Genomic DNA, 17,247 nt, shown 5'->3' on the forward strand with positions numbered 1-17,247 from the left:
GCATACCGGGTGCCATGCCCCGCCGTAGTTCAAGTGTTGATTGAATTTATTGATTGAAGAGACAATTCAAAAAGTCAGCGGGCGGAATGAATGAAGATTCTTCATCATCATTTTCACGCTATAAAAATCGATTCGGTTACCGAGGATTGAAACCCCTGCGCAGACTAAACCGAATTACTCGAATAATATTCTTTAGACGGCATATTTGCCTTTGGTAACAATCTTATGAGGATCCCGCTCAGCGGTAGTTAACGCTTGGCCTGACAGGGTACGATGATCTAGAAATTTCTGTGACACTGATGTGAATTGGCATATTCCGAACTGAATTTGCGGGCGGATATGAATGGTTCTGGGTGTCGGGGTTGCTAACTACACTGATATGAGGATTGGGAAGCTTTTATGGTACCGCTTCGATTAAGACGGTTCACCGCAGGTTTGTCTGCGGCTCTTTTGCTCTCTAGTGGTTTGGTGGCGATGAGCGTAGCTGTTGCTCCCGCTGCTTCCGCCGCTGCCCAGAACGGGTATGTTTTCAATGATGCATGGACCCTGCAGAACCCAGGATCCGCCACCACTCAGTACACCGGTGACGCCTATAACACCAACGCGACCAACTCGGCGTCGTCGTCGTTGCCGAGTAGTCAGGGCCCTATTGCGATCACTGCGCAGTTCACCTCTGACCCAGCGCGAAACCCGGGTGCCAGCAGCCTTCAAAACGGCACCAACCAATCTGCTTACGGTGGCCAGCCAGCTATGTTCACCGGCTCCCCGACTCCGGCGAATCTGCCAGCCCTCGGCTTGGTGACCAACGGCACCACCGGTTGCGGTGGTGTTCTGGGCAGCGCAGGGCACCAGAACTTCAACGGAGTTTGTACCGTCGGCACCCTGACGATCAATTTCTCCAAGCCGGTGACCGATATGACGATGGATATCAGCGGCCTGGGCGGCAGCGCCTTCCGGGCTGATGGTGCACTCGGCCGTGGCTCCTTTAACAGCACGGTGTGGACGATCACTTCTCCCGGTGTTACCTTCGCCTCCCCCTCGACCGGGAAGACCAACCTTTCGGTGACCGATACCGTCATGCAGGTACAGAACCGGAATACCAACAACCTGTGTAATGCGAACACTCAGGAGCGACCGGGAACGGCATTTGCGAGCCCCACGAAGGACTTCGCCGGTTGTGGGTCGGTTGTACTGAAGGGCACCTTCACTTCTGTCACTTTCCAACTCGGCTCGATGGCGACGCCGTACAGTGCCTTCCCCGCTGCTACCTACAGCACCGGCTCCGGTTTCTTCGGAGACAATGGCACCCCGAACCATGACGGCATCAACGGCCTGAACGTCACCATGAGTGAGCGGATCCTGCTGCCGACGACAACCACCAATCTCTACAACGCTGATTTGCAGCGAGTCTCCTTCCGTTTGCCGCAGACCGGTGTGCTCGGTGACCGGGTCTGGGCCGATGCGAATGGCAACGGCGTCCAGGACGCCGGTGAGGCCAATGTGGCTGGTGTCAGGGTTGCTCTCTTGAACGAGAACGGCCAGCCGGTCAACGATGCCAATGGCAATCCGATCACCACGACGACTGACGCTAACGGTAACTACCGCTTCACTGACTTGCCGCTCGGCAATTACAAAGTGAAGTTCAGCAATCTCCCTGCGGGGCAGAGCTTCACCACGCCGGGTGCCGGTGGGGACCCCACCAAGGATTCGGATGCAAACCCCGCCACCGGTGAATCAGGTGTGGTGGCGCTGACCTCTGACGCGCCACAGAACTTGAACGTCGACGCGGGTATTCTGCCCACCGGAAGCATTGGTGACCGGGTGTGGTACGACGACAATAACAACGGTATCCAGGACGGAACCGAAACCGGTGCACCAGGCGTCAAGGTCGATTTGCTGAACCAGAACGGCCAGCCCGTGCTGGACGCGAACGGCCAGCCGATCACCACGACCACCGATGCGAACGGCAACTACCTTTTCCCGAACCTGCCACTGGGCAGCTACCGGGTCAAGGTCACTCCTCCGGCTGGTGCTAACTTCTCTCCCGCTCTGCAGGGCGGCAATCCGGCGAACGACTCCAACGTCGATAACACCGGTGTTTCCGATGTGGTCACCATCACTCCGGCGAACCCGAACAATACGACCGTCGACGCCGGCCTGGTACTCCGCGGCTCCCTCGGAGATAAGGTCTGGCTCGATCAGAACGGCAATGGCGTCCAGGACGCCAACGAGCCCGGTATTCAGGGTGCGAAGGTCGATCTGCTCGATGAGAACGGCCAGCCGGTGAACGATGCCAACGGTCAGCCGATCACCACGACTACTGATGCCAATGGCAACTACAGCTTCACCAATCTGCCCTTGGGCAAGTACAAGGTCAAGGTCAGCGGCCTCTCCGATGGACTGGCTTTCACCACCAAGGGTGCTGGCACCGACACCACCAAGGATTCCAATATCAACCCGGCCACCGGCGAGTCCGACGTCGTTGAACTGACCGGTGCCAAGCCGGTCGACAACACGGTTGACGCTGGTGTTGTGGTGAGCGGCTCGATCGGCGACAAGGTCTGGCTGGACAATAACGGTGACGGTATTCAGGATCCGAACGAACCCGGCGTCCCCGGGGTCAAGGTCGACCTGCTCGACGGTAACGGCCAGCCCGTGCTGGACGCCAACGGTCAGCCGGTCACCACGACCACCGACGCTGACGGTAACTACCTGTTCCCGAATCTGCCCGCCGGTGATTACAAGGTCAAGGTAAATGCACCTGCGGACCGCAAGTTCACTTCTCAGGCGAGTGGCACTGATCGCGAGAAGGACTCCAACGTCGGTGCTGACGGCGTCTCTGATACCGTGACGATCAACGCCGCGACGCCGAATCGTCGTGATGTCGACGCCGGCCTGGTGGTCAATGGCAGCCTGGGCGACAAGGTCTGGCTCGATCAGAACGCCAACGGTGTTCAGGATCCGAACGAGCCCGGAGTTGGCGGGGTGACCGTGCATTTGCTGGATGGCAATGGCCAGCCGGTGAACGATGCGAACGGTCAGCCGATCACGGCGACGACTGACGCTCAGGGTAACTACCTGTTCTCGAACCTGCCCGCTGGAACCTACAAGGTGAAGGTCGACCTGCCCGCAGATCGGAAGTTCACTTCTCAGGCGAGTGGCACTGATCGGGAGAAGGACTCCAACGTCGGTACCGACGGGGTCTCCGATGCTGTGACGATCGACGCGACCACGCCTAACCGGCGTGATGTCGACGCCGGCGTGGTCGTGGTTGGTTCCTTGGGTGACAAGGTCTGGCTGGATAACAACAGCAATGGTGTTCAGGATGCCGGTGAGCCCGGTGTCGCTGGGGTAACGGTGCATTTGCTGGATGGCAATGGTCAGCCGGTGAACGATGCCAATGGCAATCCGATTACCACGACCACTGATGCCGATGGTAACTACTTGTTCCCGAATCTGCCGGCTGGTGATTACAAGGTGAAGGTCGATCTGCCCGCAGATCGGAAGTTCACCCAGCAGGCCGCTGGCGCTGATCGGGAGAAGGACTCCAACGTCGGCACCGACGGTGTCTCCGATACCGTGACGATCAACGAGAACACGCCGAATCGTCGTGATGTCGACGCCGGTGTGGTTGTCAATGGCAGCCTTGGAGACAAGGTCTGGTTTGATCTCAACGGCGATGGCATCCAGGACCCGAACGAGCCAGGTGTCCCGAATGTCACGGTGCATTTGCTGGACGGCAACGGCCAGCCGGTGAACGATGCGAACGGACAGCCGATCACCACGACGACCGACGCTCAGGGCAATTACCTGTTCTCGAATCTGCCGGCTGGTGATTACAAGGTGAAAGTCGATCTGCCCGCAGATCGGAAGTTCGCACCTCAGGCTGCTGGCGCTGATCGGGAGAAGGATTCCAACGTCGGAGCTGACGGCGTCTCGGACACCGTAGCGATCAATGCGACGACTCCGAATCGTCGTGATGTCGACGCCGGTGTGATTGTCAACGGTTCGATCGGTGACAAGATCTGGCTGGATCAGAACGGTGACGGCATTCAGGATCCGAACGAGCCCGGCGTCCCCGGGGTCAAGGTCGACCTGCTGGATGGCAATGGCCAGCCGGTGAACGATGCGAACGGTCAGCCGATCACCACGACGACTGACGCTCAGGGTAACTACCTGTTCCCGAACCTGCCCGCTGGAACCTACAAGGTAAAAGTGAACTTGCCGGAGGATCGGAAGTTCACCTCGCAAGCCAGCGGCACTGATCGGGAGAAGGACTCCAACGTTGGAGCTGACGGCGTCTCGGATGCGATCACCATTGATCAAACCACGCCGAACCGTCGTGATGTCGATGCCGGCGTGGTCGTGGTTGGTTCCTTGGGTGACAAGGTCTGGCTGGATAACAACAGCAATGGTGTTCAGGACGCTGGCGAGCCCGGAGTTCCGAATGTCACGGTGCATTTGCTGGATGGCAATGGTCAGCCGGTGAACGATGCCAATGGCAACCCGATCACCACCACGACGGATGCCGATGGCAATTACCTGTTCTCGAACCTCCCGGCTGGTGATTACAAGGTGAAGGTCGATCTGCCCGCAGATCGGAAGTTCACCCAGCAGGCCGCTGGCGCTGATCGGGAGAAGGATTCCAACGTGGCCGCCGACGGTGTCTCCGATACCGTGACGATCAACGAGAACACGCCGAACCGTCGTGATGTCGACGCCGGTGTTGTGGTCAACGGTTCCGTGGGCGACAAGGTCTGGCTGGATCAGAACGGTGACGGCATTCAGGATCCGAACGAACCCGGTGTTCCGAATGTCACGGTGCATCTGTTTGACGGTGCTGGTCAGCCGGTGCTGGATGCGAACGGTCAGCCGGTCATCACGACCACTGATGCAGACGGTAACTACTTGTTCCCGAATCTGCCCGCCGGTGATTACAAGGTGAAGGTCGATCTTCCAGACGGATACAAGACGACCCCTGCCGCTGCTGGCACTGATCGGGAGAAGGACTCCAACGTTGATCCGACCGGTTTGTCGGACACCGTGACGGTGAATGCGGCGACGCCGAACCGTCGTGATGTTGACGCTGGCCTGCAAGTCAATGGCAGCCTGGGCGACAAGGTCTGGTTGGATCGCAATGGCGATGGTATTCAGGATCCGAACGAGCCTGGTGTTGCCGGGGTGAAGGTCGATCTGCTGGATGGCAATGGCCAGCCTGTGCTGGATGCGAACGGTCAGCCGATCACGACCACCACGGACGCTCAGGGTAACTACCTGTTCTCGAATCTGCCCGCTGGAACCTACAAGGTGAAGGTGGAGCTGCCCGAGGGTTACAAGACGACGAGCACTGCTTCTGGAGCTGATCGGGAGAAGGACTCCAACGTCGGCACGGATGGTATTTCCGATGCTGTGACGATTGACGCCGCGAATCCGAATCGTCGTGATGTCGATGCCGGTCTGGTGGTCAATGGCACGATTGGTGACACGATCTGGCGTGATGACAACCGTGATGGTGTTCAGGATCCGAACGAGCCGGGGATGCCTGGTTTGAAGGTGACCCTGCTGGATAAGGACGGCAACGTCGTCAAGGAGACCACCACGGATGAGAACGGTAAGTACCAGTTCACTGATGTTCCTGCCGGTGATTACAAGGTCAAGGTAGAGGTTCCGGACGGTTTCAAGCCGACCGATCCTGCTGCTGGTGGAGACCCGACGAAGGACTCCAACTTGGATCCGACTGGTGTTTCTGACACTGTGACGGTGGACGAGAACAACCGGATCCGTCAGGACATCGATGGTGGTCTGGTGGTCAACGGCTCGATCGGTGACAAGGTCTGGTTCGACCGCAATAGCAATGGTGTTCAGGATGCCGGTGAGCCCGGTGTCGCTGGGGTAACGGTGCATTTGCTGGATGGCAATGGTCAGCCGGTGAACGATGCCAATGGCAATCCGATTACCACGACCACTGATGCCGATGGTAACTACTTGTTCCCGAATCTGCCGGCTGGTGATTACAAGGTGAAGGTCGATCTGCCTGCGGATCGGAAGTTCGCACCTCAGGCTGCTGGTACTGATCGGGAGAAGGACTCCAACGTCGGCACCGACGGTGTCTCCGACACCGTGAGTGTTACTCCGGCGACGCCGAACCGTCGTGATGTCGACGCCGGTGTTGTGGTCAACGGTTCAGTGGGCGACAAGGTCTGGCTGGATCAGAACGGTGACGGCATCCAAGACCCGAACGAGCCCGGTATCGCGAACGTGAAGGTCGATCTGCTGGACGGCAACGGCCAGCCCGTGCTGGACGCCAATGGTCAGCCGGTCACCACGACCACTGATGCTGATGGCAACTACCTGTTCCCGAACCTGCCCGCTGGAACCTACAAGGTGAAGGTGGAGCTGCCCGAGGGTTACAAGACGACCTCGACCGCTGCTGGCACTGATCGGGAGAAGGACTCCAACGTCGGTACCGACGGCATCTCCGATGCAGTCACCGTGGATGAGAACACGCCGAACCGTCGTGATGTCGACGCCGGTCTGGTGGTCAGCGGCACGATTGGTGACACGATCTGGCGCGATGACAACCGTGATGGTGTTCAGGATCCGAACGAGCCGGGGATGCCTGGTTTGAAGGTGACCCTGCTGGATAAGGACGGCAACGTTCTGCGGGAAACCACCACCGATGAGAACGGTAAGTACCAGTTCACTGACGTGCCTACCGGTGATTACAAGGTCAAGGTAGAGGTTCCGGACGGTTTCAAGCCGACCAACCCCAATGCTGGAGGAGACCCGGCCAAGGACTCCAACCTCGACCCGACCGGCGTTTCCGATACCGTTACAGTGGATCAGAACAACCGGATCCGTCAGGACATCGACGGTGGTCTGGTGGTCAACGGCTCGATCGGCGACAAGGTCTGGCTGGATCAGAACGGCAACGGTGTTCAGGATCCGAACGAGCCCGGTGTTCCGAACGTCACTGTTCACCTGCTGGATAAGGACGGTAACCCGGTTATTGATCCGAATGGTCAGCCCGTGACAACCACCACTGATGCAGACGGTAACTACTTGTTCCCGAATCTGCCGGCTGGTGATTACAAGGTGAAGGTCGATCTGCCTGCGGATCGGAAGTTCGCACCTCAGGCCGCTGGTGATGACCGGACCAAGGACTCCAATGTCGGTACTGACGGTGTCTCTGATGTTGTCAGTGTTACTCCGGCGACGCCGAACCGTCGTGATGTCGACGCCGGTGTAGTGGTCAACGGTTCGATCGGTGACAAGATCTGGCTGGATCAGAACGGCGATGGCATTCAGGACCCGAACGAACCCGGTGTTCCCGGAGTGAAGGTCAGCCTGCTGGACGGCAACGGCCAGCCGGTCAAGGATGCCAATGGCAATCCGATCACCACCACCACGGATGAGAACGGTAACTACCTGTTCCCGAACCTGCCCGCTGGAGATTACAAGATCAAGGTTGATCCTCCGAAGGATCGTGGCTTCACCAAGCAGACCGCTGGCAATGATCCGGAGAAGGATTCCGACTTCGATCTCGGCGGTGTCAGCAAGGTCGTGACGATCAACGAGAACAACCCGAATCCGCGTTCGGTGGATGCTGGTTTGATTGTCCTGGGCACGATCGGTGACACGGTCTGGCGCGATGACAACAACAACGGCATTCAGGATCCGAAGGAGCCAGGTGTTCCAGGGATCACGGTGAAGTTGCTGGATAAGGATGGCAAGGTCATCCGGCAGACCACGACCGATCAGAACGGCAAATACCAGTTCACCGATGTTCCAGCTGGTGACTACAGCGTTCAGATCGATGTTCCGAAGGATGCCAAGACCAGCAAGCAGGGTCAGGGTAGCGACCGTGCTAAGGACTCCGACATCAACGTCGCCGGGAAGTCGGGTGTGATCACGATTGATGAGAACAACCCGCATCACCCTGATATTGATGCTGGTCTGGTGTTCCGCGGTTCGATCGGTGACACGATCTGGGTCGACCGGAATGGCAACGGGGTTCAGGATCCGGGTGAACCCGGGGTTCCCGGTGTGAAGGTGACCTTGGTCGATAAGGACGGCAATCCGATTCCTGGGATCAAGCCGGTGGTCACTGATAAGGACGGGAAATACCGATTCACGGATCTTCCTCCGGGAGATTACCGGATCAAGGTCGAGTTGCCTCCGGGCTTCAAGGCCACCGGGGTGAAGATCGGTAATGATCGCGGAGCTGATTCCAATATCGACGCTAATGGTTTGAGCGATATCATCTCGCTTGTCCCTGGTGCGATGGATGTGACGGATGTCGATGCAGGATTGATCGATATCTCGAAGCCTGTTCCGCCGGCGCCCACAAAGCCGCTGCCGAATACCGGTGTGGGCCCGTGGCTCCCGGCAACGCTCGGTGCGAGCTTGTTCCTGCTGCTAGCAGGCGGGCTGTTGCTGATCATCATGCGCAGACGGCGTGAAACGCGCTAACGCCTAAACGCCCGGCCGATTAACTTGGCCAGGTAGTTAGACGATCGGGGTGTCAGCCTCCTCTCAATGAGGGAGCTGACACCCCGAACTCTTTAAATCTCAGCAACACAGCGATCTCAGCAACACAGGGATTTCAAGCAACCGGGTACCTCAAGCAACCGGCTAAAAAGAAGAAAGGCTTATCACTCAAGGGATAAGCTCAGGGAAGCCCGAACTGCAGATAGCTCACCGAGCAGCGGACGCCAGCTGTCGAGCCCGCAGGACGGAGATCAGATCTCCATTGTGACCTGGACGTCGTCGTCGATCTCCAACTGCTCGTCAGCCCTCACGAAGTCACGCAAGGGCAGCAAATAGCTGCCGTCTTTGGGGAAGAGCGAAGTTTTCCAGCTGGTGTTCCCGATGGTCACTTGGGCGGGGATCATTCCCCAGCCGTAACTGACGGATCTGGAGATGCCCTGGATGTCTGCCGCTTGCTCTTCGGGAACCCGGATGAAGTGGAAGGGCGAGGGGCCGCGCCAATGAAACACCGTGCCGCTGAACTCGAATCTCATCATTCCTCCTATCAGCCCAAGGATGATCGTCTGAGAGCAGCTTAGCCCTGAGCTGGGAGTATTGATCTCCTTGAGCTGCCGAGTCTCACCGGAGGTGCTGAAGTGAAGGCACGGCACTCTGAGGTAACACTGAACCTCAGCAGGCTCTCAGATGAGCTGATTGGGTGAACCCTCGGTGAACTTCTGCTAGCTTTCGTTCACCTAGGCACTTTTCTCAGCCTGGCTTCCTATTCTGATCCCTGTGAAGACGTTCCTTCGTCTCAGGAGAGGAAGCTGATGAGCTTGAGAATCCCGCTACGCATAGCCGCCGCCGCGGTCATCGCAACGGTCATTGCCTCCGCGGCCGGCTTGCCGAGTCATGCCGCTGGAGTGAAGAGTGGCAGCTATCAATGCGCTTCCCGGGACGTCCCTGGAGCCACCGGAGTACTCAGTCTGAGCCCGGCCGACGTCGCACCGGTCAAGCCCGGGGCGCAGGTGCAGCTGGGCCCCGCCTCCGGCGGATTCGAGCTCGCGGCAAACTCGCTTCCGGCGAATCGAGGGTGGACCACGGCGAACGTCTACCTCAACCCGGGCATAGAGGTATCGGGTGCCAAAGTCACCCAGGGAGATGCCTTGCAAGCTCAGCTACCGGTGACCTCCGGCGGTTTCAGCTACCAGAGCAGCTTTAGCTTCAATACCTTCAGTTTTGACACCCCAGGTACCAAGGAACTGAGGTTGCCGAGCCGTTTCACCGTCAATGTCACCTTCAGTGATGCTGCTGGAGTGCCGACCAATGAATTCTTCACCTGCAGCACTACAACACCAGTGCTGCTTCAAGCGGTGACCGTGCTGGGAGCCGTTGCGACGCCTTCGGCTGGCCCGACGTCGTCAGCCAGCCCGAGCAGTTCAACTACGCCCCAGCCTTCGTCGTCTTCTGCCGTCAGCGCGACTCCCGCTGCCAACGGGGAGGATCTGCCCAATACCGGTTTCAGCGGGCTGTGGTGGGGTACAGCGGGGCTTGCACTGCTCGTCCTGGGAGCACTTGCCCTGTTGCTCAGCCGTCGTCGTGCCCTTCATCGCGTTCAGGAGACCAAGAAATGAATCAACTCGATATCCCAGAGATGGGCGTTCCCTACGAGCTGATGGAGCGGCTGTCGATAGCAGAGCAGCACGAGTACCTGCAGAAAAAGTTCGGACGAAGCCGCAGCGGGGTCAACCGCCGGGACTTCTTGCGCTTCTCCGGGGTGGCCGCAGTGGCCGCCACCGCACTCGCTCCGGGCATGTCGCAGAAGTTCGCTGCCCCCTCCCTGCTGGCCAGCGATACCGGCGCTGCGGATGCCTCGGTGAAGCCGATGGGCCGCCACCTGGCCTGGGGCAATGACCCGCAGACCTCGGTGGCGATCGCCTGGCAGACCGGTAAAGCGGTGAAGAACCCCTACCTGCGATTCGGTGCTTCCGTAAAGGACCTCGGCGCAAAGGTGAAAGCCGAATTGCGCAATTTGCACACCGGGATCACCCCGGGTGCGACGACGTCCTATCGGGCCGTCGATCAGTACTATCTACATGCTCTGCTCACCCGGCTCATCCCCGGTACCACCTACTACTATGTGGTGGGCAGCGATGAATACGATCCGATCGCCCGGGGCGACGCTCCGATACCGTTCCAGACCGCCCCGGCTAGCACTCAGCCGTTCACCTTCACCGCTTTCGGCGACCAGGGCACGACTGCCGACGCCGCAGCCAATGTGAAGGCGATCGCCGCCATCAAACCGGCGTTCCATCTGCACGCCGGGGATATCTGCTACGCCAACCCCTCCGGTGGCGGTGTGGTCGGCGATCAGTACGACGCGACCAACTGGGACCGTTTTTTCGTGCAGAACGAACCGGTGGCGCAATCGGCTCCGTGGATGGTGGCCACCGGCAACCACGATCTGGAAGCCTACTACTCGGTCAATGGCTACGGCGGACACCAGGCCCGTTTCGATTTCCCGACCACCGGATTCGACCCGAGCAACGCACCGAGTGTCTACTCCTTCAGCTATTCGAATGTCGCCGTGCTCTGCCTGGACAGCAACGACAACTCCTGGGAGATCACCGGCAACAACGGATACACCGCGGGTAAGCAGCTCGCCTGGTTGGAAGCTGAGCTGAAGAAATACCGGGCACAACCCGGCATCGACTTCATCATCACCTATCACCACTACTGCGCGTATTCGACGACGAACCAGCACGCCTCCGATGGGCACGTGCGGGACACCTTCGGCAAGCTCTATGACAAATACCAGGTCGATCTGGTCATCCAGGGGCACAACCACGTCTACGAACGCACCGATACGCTGCGCGCCAATCAGGTGGTCAAGCCATTGGAGATCGGCGGCACCACCAATCCAGTGACCGATGGCATCGTCTATGTCACCGCGGGATCCGCCGGGAAGAGCCTCTACAGCTTCCCGGCGCCGGATACCTATGCCGGGGCGATCAAGGAACACCAGCAAGTGGACAGCTACTTCTGGTCCGCGCCGCGGGCCAAGACCAAGGAGACCATCGACTGGTCGAGGGTACGGTTCACCGGCTTCGCCTTCTTGCGCATCGATGCTACGCCGCGGCCCAGTGCCAATCTGGACTCCAAGCTGCATGTTCGGGCACTGATGCCGAACGGTACGCTCGTCGACGAGTTCACCGTGGTCAAAGCGAAGGCTTAGCGGGCAGCTCCCGGTCTGGGTGGCTGCACCTAGGCGGAGCATCATTACGGCGTTGGCGGGCTGCCCGGCGCCGTTGTGGGTGAAGGCCGCTACGATCACAGGGTGACTCCAAAAACGCCCCCTGGACTGAATCGGCCAGGGTTGAATCGACAGATTCTGGTTCTAGCGCTCCCCGCTTTTGGTGCGCTGATCGCTGAGCCGCTTTTCCTGATCGCCGATTCAGCGATTGTCGGTCACCTGGGCGTTGATTCGCTGGCCGGTGTAGGCCTGGCCTCAACCCTGCTGCAGACCGCTGTCGGGCTACTGGTTTTCTTGGCGTACTCCACCACTCCCGCAGTGGCCCGGCTGATCGGCGCCGGGCAGCATCGTGCGGCTATTGCGGTGGGCAGGGATGGACTGTGGCTGGCCGCCATCCTGGGCGCGGCACTCGCCGTGCTCGGAGCACTCTGCGCAGAGCCGATTCTGAGGATCATGGGCGCCGAAGGGGCGGTCTTGGAAGCTGCCAGCAGCTATTTACGTCTCTCGATGCCGGGAGTGCCCGCGATGCTCTTGGTGCTCGCCGCCAGCGGTGTACTGCGTGGACTTCAGGACACCAAAACTCCGCTCGTGGTGGCGGGGGCCGGTTTTGCGCTGAACGCCCTGCTCAACTGGCTGCTGGTCTATCCCGTGGGAATGGGAGTAGCGGGTTCGGCGATCGGCACCTCTGTAGCGCAATGGGCGATGGCCGCCGTCTACCTGGTGATCGTCTTGAAGGCGACTCATCGTGAGGAGCTATCCTTGCTGCCACGGTGGCGAGGTGTGCTCGCTCTCACTTCGACCGGCGGTTGGCTGCTCTTGCGCACGCTGAGCCTGCGAGTGGCGATTCTGGCCACGGTACTGCTCGCCACTGCTCAAGGGCCGGTCAATCTTGCGGCTCATCAAATCGCGATGACCATTTTCAGCTTTTTGGCCTTTGCCCTGGACGCCTTGGCGATTGCCGCCCAAGCGCTGATCGGCAAGGAGCTGGGCGCAGCCGATCTGCCGCTGGTGAAGGCGCTGACCCGGAAGATGACGCTCTGGGGATTGAGTTTCGGAGTGCTCACCGGCGTGCTGGTGCTGTTTACATCGCCCTGGATAGGGTGGATCTTCAGCAGCGATCAGGCTGTTCACCAAGCTTTGAGCGCTGCTTTGCTGGTCTTGGCGCTCGGCCAGCCGGTGGCAGGGGTGGTCTTTGTGCTGGACGGGGTGCTGATCGGAGCGGGCGATGCGCGGTATCTGGCGCTCGCTGGTCTGCTCGCCTTGATCTGCTATCTGCCTCTGCTGTGGGCGGTCAGTCTCTCGAACCTTTCGGGTCCTCCGGCCCTGGCGTGGCTGTGGGCCGCTTTTGCCGGAGGTTATCTCTTAGCTCGCGCCCTGACCTTGCTGTTCCGGGCTCGTACGGATGCTTGGCAGCGGACCGGACTGTGAGCAGCCGAAGATGAGTGCTTTTGATCGGGTTCTGAGCGATTGGCTTCTGCGGCACGGTAGGTCGCACGCGAGCGAATAGACTTGGAAGCCACGAGATGATTTCAGTCGCGAACCAGTGGAGGTCCAGTGAGCAGCCCGCAGATCGCAAGGCCGACGGCGGAGCCAGATTTGTGGAAGCCGGTACTCCTGCGTGCTGTGCTTGCCTTGGTCTTCGGATTGATCACCGTATTCTGGCCGGATATCACACCACTCTTCCGGGCCATTGTCACCGGTCTCTACTTCTTAGCCTCTGGGCTGGCCATCATCTCGCTGGGATTAGCGGTTCGCCAGGGGCTTCCTGGCTCGGTGCCCTGGCTGTGGGCTGAGGTCGGAGTCTTCCTACTGGGTGGAATCCTGGTCATGGTCTTCCAGGGGTCGTTATCCTTCACTGTGCTGGCAGCTTGCAGCCTATTGCTGACCGGAGTGATCGAACTTTTTCTGGGCTTCCGTTATCGATTGCGTACCGTCCTGGGCAGAGATTGGCTGATCACCGGAACGGTGGCTGTACTGGCAGCGATTCTGCTGGCCTTGCTGGCGACTACTTCCGCGCGGGCACCGATCGGGGTGGTCGGTGGTTCCGCCGTCATGATCGGGGTGGTCGCCGTACTCGCCGCGCTGAGTTATCGTCATGAGGGAAGCCGCCCGGCTGGCTCGGGTGAAATTCCGCCTCTACGGGGCGTAGAATAGTTCGGGCAGTCAGAGCAGAATCCAGCATCAGGCAAAGAAGGTGTAGCAGTGGCCGAGCAGAACAGCAGCGGTGAGCAACCGGCTGGCTCGGTCGACGGCGCCAGCCAGCAGAAAGCGAATGGCAAGATCAGAGGCATTAAAGGGCCGCTGATCTTCTCTACGGTCCTTGCGCTCATTGCAGGTATCGTCACGATCTTTTTCGCGACCGGCGGCACCGGCGGTCGGGTGAGCACGGGCTCCGCCCGCATCATTCGCTTCGATCTGGGTGGTATCGCCTTCGGGGTGACCTTCGTGGTCTGCCTGGTGGTTTGCGCGATGCTCCTCATGAGTCATAAAGAGAATCCCGAGGAGCTCAGTCAGGGTTCTGGTGTGAACCTGCGGTCGGCGGATCGACTCAAGAAACTCAATGAACCGCCGCAGGCGGGGCCGGAATCGGCTCCAGGAACTCCGGAGCCTCCCAGCTCTCACTGACTCTCTGGTCAGCGCCCTCGTAACATCGACAGACTCTGCTTGATGGTTTCGAAGATCTGCTGATCCACTTGGACGCCGCCATGGCGCAGAGCAAGTGAGGCAGCGCCCGCCAAGCCGTCCGGAACCTTGAACACCTCGCGGCCGCTCAGGCCGGTTGCCAGTTCCTCCACGATCACCGAGTCGACCGATAGAATGCTGCCTCCCAGCACCACCGGGCCATCGACCTCGGGTAACTGAGCTGCGGAGAGCGAATGAGCCAGCGCGGTTCCTGCGCTTCGCAGGATGCCCAGTGCCACGGCGTCCTGAGCCGCAGCGGCTTCAAAAGCGATGGTGGCGAAGGAAGCGAGTTCAATAGGGCGTAGGTGATACACCGTTCGAATCAGTTCTTGAAGTTGCACCGGGCGACCCTCAAAGGTAGCCGAACTGGCTAAGAGGCCCAATCGGGCGGCGAGTAGCGGAGTCATGCCGGTGCTCAGGGCCCGGCCGTCGAGATCCGCAGCGACAGCCCGCGCAACGTGGTAGCCGATCCAGTAGCCGGAGCCTCCGTCGCCGAGCAGCCAGCCGGTCCCATCGACGACCCGATCCAGAGAGAAATTCTTCACCCGCGCACAGACTGCGCCCGTGCCAGCTACCAATGCATAGCCATCAGAGTGATAAGTTCCGGCGCAATACGTTGCCAAAAGATCAGAATCAATCACAATCTTGCCAGTGAGGCCCAGCTTGCTAAAACGTGAAGTCAAGCGATCCAGAGGCAGCTGGGTTGACCCGCCCGCGATCGCGAGCGTCACGGAATGGAAATTTTCTGGAAGCTTCTCGGAGTCGTGAATGGCCTGCTGGATGGCGTCCTGGAGTGAATTCACTGCCAGCTCAAAGCCCGAGGATACGGGGTTTCCCGGGCCTGACCTGCCTAAACTCCGACACTTTCCGGAGGAGTCGAGGACTACAGCACGAGTGGAAGTGCCCCCGGCATCCACGGCGAGAAAGGCGTCATGACTGTGCATTGTTATCGATCCGTGTTGGTTGTGACTTGACACACACTAGCTTATGAGAATAGTTTTCCAACATCACTCATTTTCAAGAAATGGATTTTCATTGTGACAGCTCCGGGGTCAGCGGCGTTACCGTACGCGGTTGACTCAGCTGTGGGAGTGGTCAATCGTATCAAGGCCAAGTTACCTGAGATGAGTGGGGCGATGTCGCAAATCGCCCGTTATTTAATCGAGAAGCCGCAGGCACCCTTGGAATTGTCGATCAAGGATCTGGCGAAGGAGACCGGTACCTCGGCCGCGACGATCACCCGTTTCTGCCGATTGATCGGCTATACCGGCTACGCCCCGTTCCGGGTGGGTGTAGCGGCTGCAGTGGGGCGCTCCGATGCCAGGGAATCCTGGAAGACCGATATCGGTAGGGCTTTCGGTCCGGATGATTCGCCACGCGATGTGCTGAGCACCCTGGTGAACGCGCACACCCGGTCTCTCCAAGAGACAGCGGCGGTGCTCGATTTGCGGCTCATTAAGAACCTGGCTCGGCAGATCGCACTGTGCTCGCACCTCGATATCTACGGCATCGGTGGCAGCGCCGTGATGGCGGAAGAATTGCAGAGCCGTCTGTACCGAATCGGCATCCCGGCGCATAACTGGTCGGAAGTCCATGCCGGTCTGGTCAGCGCCTCCCGGCAGAACACCAGGTGCGTGGCGATCGGCATCTCCAATACCGGCCGCACTGAAGAAACCATTGAAATGCTGCGTCAGGCGCAGATCGCGGGGGCCACCACGATTGCGCTCACTAATAACCCGCACTCTCCGCTCGCCGAGGTCGCTGATTTTCAGATCACCACCAACGCCCATGAGCAGTTCTTGCAGCCAGACGATCTTTCCGCCAAGCATGTGCAGCTTCTGGTGCTGGACCTGCTGTATCTCCTGGTGGCTCAGGAGAACTTCAACAGCGCTACCACCAATTTGGCGGCCTCGGCTCTCGCTGTGGCCCCGCATCGCAGGCCGGGCAAGGTCAGCAGTGCTGCAGAGCAGATGGAGCAATTGACACCCTATTCGGTCGAGCGAAAGAGACAGAACCTTGGTTCAAGCACAGCAGTCTGAAACTCAGCGTTCGGCAGCTCGTGAGTTGTTCGGCCAGTTCCACCAGGAGGTCGCCGAGCGGCTCGATCGGCTCGCCGCGGGAGTTGCCGAGGGCGCTTTGGACGCGGCCATTGACCTGCTCGTCGAATCGGTGCAGAACGATGGCGTGATCCAGGTTTTCGGCACCGGTCATTCGGAAGCCTTCGCGATGGAGATCGCGGGCCGGGCGGGTGGCTTGATTCCGACCAATAAGATCGCGCTGCGGACTCTGGTGCTCCGTGGCGATCATCAGGTGGAGGAGCTGGTCGGCTCAGCTTTCGAGCGAGATCCCTCCGGAGTGACCGAGCTGCTCGAGCTGACCGAGATCCACCCACAAGACGTGTTCATCATCGCCTCCAACTCGGGGGTGAACGGCTCGATCGTTGAGCTGGCATTGCAGGTCAAGGCACGCGGTCACCGGCTGATCGCGGTGACCAGCCTGCAGCACACCAATGCGGTGAGCACGAAACACCCCAGCGGAAAGCGTCTCAGTGAGCTGGCCGACGTCGTGATCGACAATCTGGCACCTTATGGCGATAGCACGCTGGAAACCGCGGACGGTACGGGTCTGGGGGCAGTATCCTCACTGACCGCGGCTTACATTGCACAGTTGCTCACCATTGGCACGGTGGCCCGGCTGGCTGAATCCGGGAAGCGCCCGCCGGTCTACATCTCGGCGAACACTCCCGGCGGAGACGATCACAACAACGCTCTGGAAGCACTTTATGGGCAAAGAATCAGGCGTGACGCATGACGCAGTACGAGCCCGACTCAATCGCACCAACG

Annotated in this window: 10 protein-coding genes; 8 read left to right on the forward strand and 2 right to left on the reverse strand. The window is 59.6% G+C overall.

Annotated elements, in window-relative coordinates:
• Window positions 1-474 precede the first annotated feature (474 nt).
• Window positions 475-8,472, forward strand: a complete 7,998-nt coding sequence (locus tag ABDK06_RS08155) for an SdrD B-like domain-containing protein (protein ID WP_394940460.1) — start codon at window positions 475-477, stop codon at window positions 8,470-8,472.
• A gap of 269 nt (window positions 8,473-8,741) precedes the next feature.
• On the opposite strand, the gene ABDK06_RS08160 is transcribed toward ABDK06_RS08155, so the two are convergent.
• Complete coding sequence (locus ABDK06_RS08160) at window positions 8,742-9,026, reverse strand: DUF1905 domain-containing protein (protein WP_394940461.1); 285 nt, start codon at window positions 9,024-9,026, stop codon at window positions 8,742-8,744.
• Between the two features lie 273 nt (window positions 9,027-9,299).
• On the opposite strand from ABDK06_RS08160, the gene ABDK06_RS08165 reads away from it, so the two are divergent.
• The 5 genes from ABDK06_RS08165 (at window position 9,300) to ABDK06_RS08185 (ending at window position 14,347) form a co-directional block, all read left to right on the forward strand.
• The gene (locus ABDK06_RS08165; RefSeq protein ID WP_394940462.1) at window positions 9,300-10,103 is read left to right on the forward strand and encodes an LPXTG cell wall anchor domain-containing protein; all 804 of its coding nucleotides are present in this window, start codon (window positions 9,300-9,302) and stop codon (window positions 10,101-10,103) included.
• A complete protein-coding gene (locus ABDK06_RS08170; protein WP_394940463.1) occupies window positions 10,100-11,704 on the forward strand; it encodes a purple acid phosphatase family protein in 1,605 nt (534 codons plus the stop codon). Before ABDK06_RS08165 ends, ABDK06_RS08170 begins: the two co-directional genes overlap by 4 nt.
• 102 nt (window positions 11,705-11,806) lie before the next feature.
• Window positions 11,807-13,150: an MATE family efflux transporter gene (locus ABDK06_RS08175; RefSeq protein ID WP_394940464.1), complete on the forward strand. Its 1,344-nt coding sequence runs from the start codon at window positions 11,807-11,809 to the stop codon at window positions 13,148-13,150.
• 126 nt (window positions 13,151-13,276) lie between these two features.
• Window positions 13,277-13,876, forward strand: a complete 600-nt coding sequence (locus ABDK06_RS08180; protein ID WP_394940465.1) for a DUF308 domain-containing protein — start codon at window positions 13,277-13,279, stop codon at window positions 13,874-13,876.
• 48 nt (window positions 13,877-13,924) lie between these two features.
• Window positions 13,925-14,347: a hypothetical protein gene (locus tag ABDK06_RS08185; RefSeq protein WP_394940466.1), complete on the forward strand. Its 423-nt coding sequence runs from the start codon at window positions 13,925-13,927 to the stop codon at window positions 14,345-14,347.
• A gap of 8 nt (window positions 14,348-14,355) precedes the next feature.
• Here the strand turns inward: ABDK06_RS08185 and ABDK06_RS08190 are convergent, their stop codons facing one another.
• On the reverse strand, window positions 14,356-15,348 hold the full coding sequence (locus ABDK06_RS08190) for an N-acetylglucosamine kinase (protein WP_394940467.1): 993 nt from the start codon (window positions 15,346-15,348) through the stop codon (window positions 14,356-14,358).
• A 147-nt stretch (window positions 15,349-15,495) separates the two neighbouring features.
• Between ABDK06_RS08190 and ABDK06_RS08195 the strand changes: the two genes are divergently transcribed.
• The gene (locus ABDK06_RS08195) at window positions 15,496-16,443 is read left to right on the forward strand and encodes a MurR/RpiR family transcriptional regulator (RefSeq protein WP_394940822.1); all 948 of its coding nucleotides are present in this window, start codon (window positions 15,496-15,498) and stop codon (window positions 16,441-16,443) included.
• Window positions 16,421-17,215, forward strand: coding sequence for a sugar isomerase domain-containing protein (locus ABDK06_RS08200; protein ID WP_394940468.1), 795 nt, complete (start codon window positions 16,421-16,423; stop codon window positions 17,213-17,215). Before ABDK06_RS08195 ends, ABDK06_RS08200 begins: the two co-directional genes overlap by 23 nt.
• Window positions 17,216-17,247 lie beyond the last annotated feature (32 nt).

Origin of the sequence: Psychromicrobium ferritrahens (genome assembly GCF_043789415.1) — a bacterium.
In the GTDB taxonomy this organism is placed as follows: Bacteria; Actinomycetota; Actinomycetes; order Actinomycetales; family Micrococcaceae; genus Renibacterium.

Coding starts and splice junctions, on each gene's coding strand:
- ABDK06_RS08155 (WP_394940460.1), top strand. CDS start 475: ATGAGCGTAGCTGTTGCTCCCGCTGCTTCCGCCGCTGCCCAGAACGGG.
- ABDK06_RS08170 (WP_394940463.1), top strand. CDS start 10,100: ATGAATCAACTCGATATCCCAGAGATGGGCGTTCCCTACGAGCTGATG.
- ABDK06_RS08165 (WP_394940462.1), top strand. CDS start 9,300: ATGAGCTTGAGAATCCCGCTACGCATAGCCGCCGCCGCGGTCATCGCA.
- ABDK06_RS08190 (WP_394940467.1), bottom strand. CDS start 15,348: ATGCACAGTCATGACGCCTTTCTCGCCGTGGATGCCGGGGGCACTTCC.
- ABDK06_RS08160 (WP_394940461.1), bottom strand. CDS start 9,026: ATGATGAGATTCGAGTTCAGCGGCACGGTGTTTCATTGGCGCGGCCCC.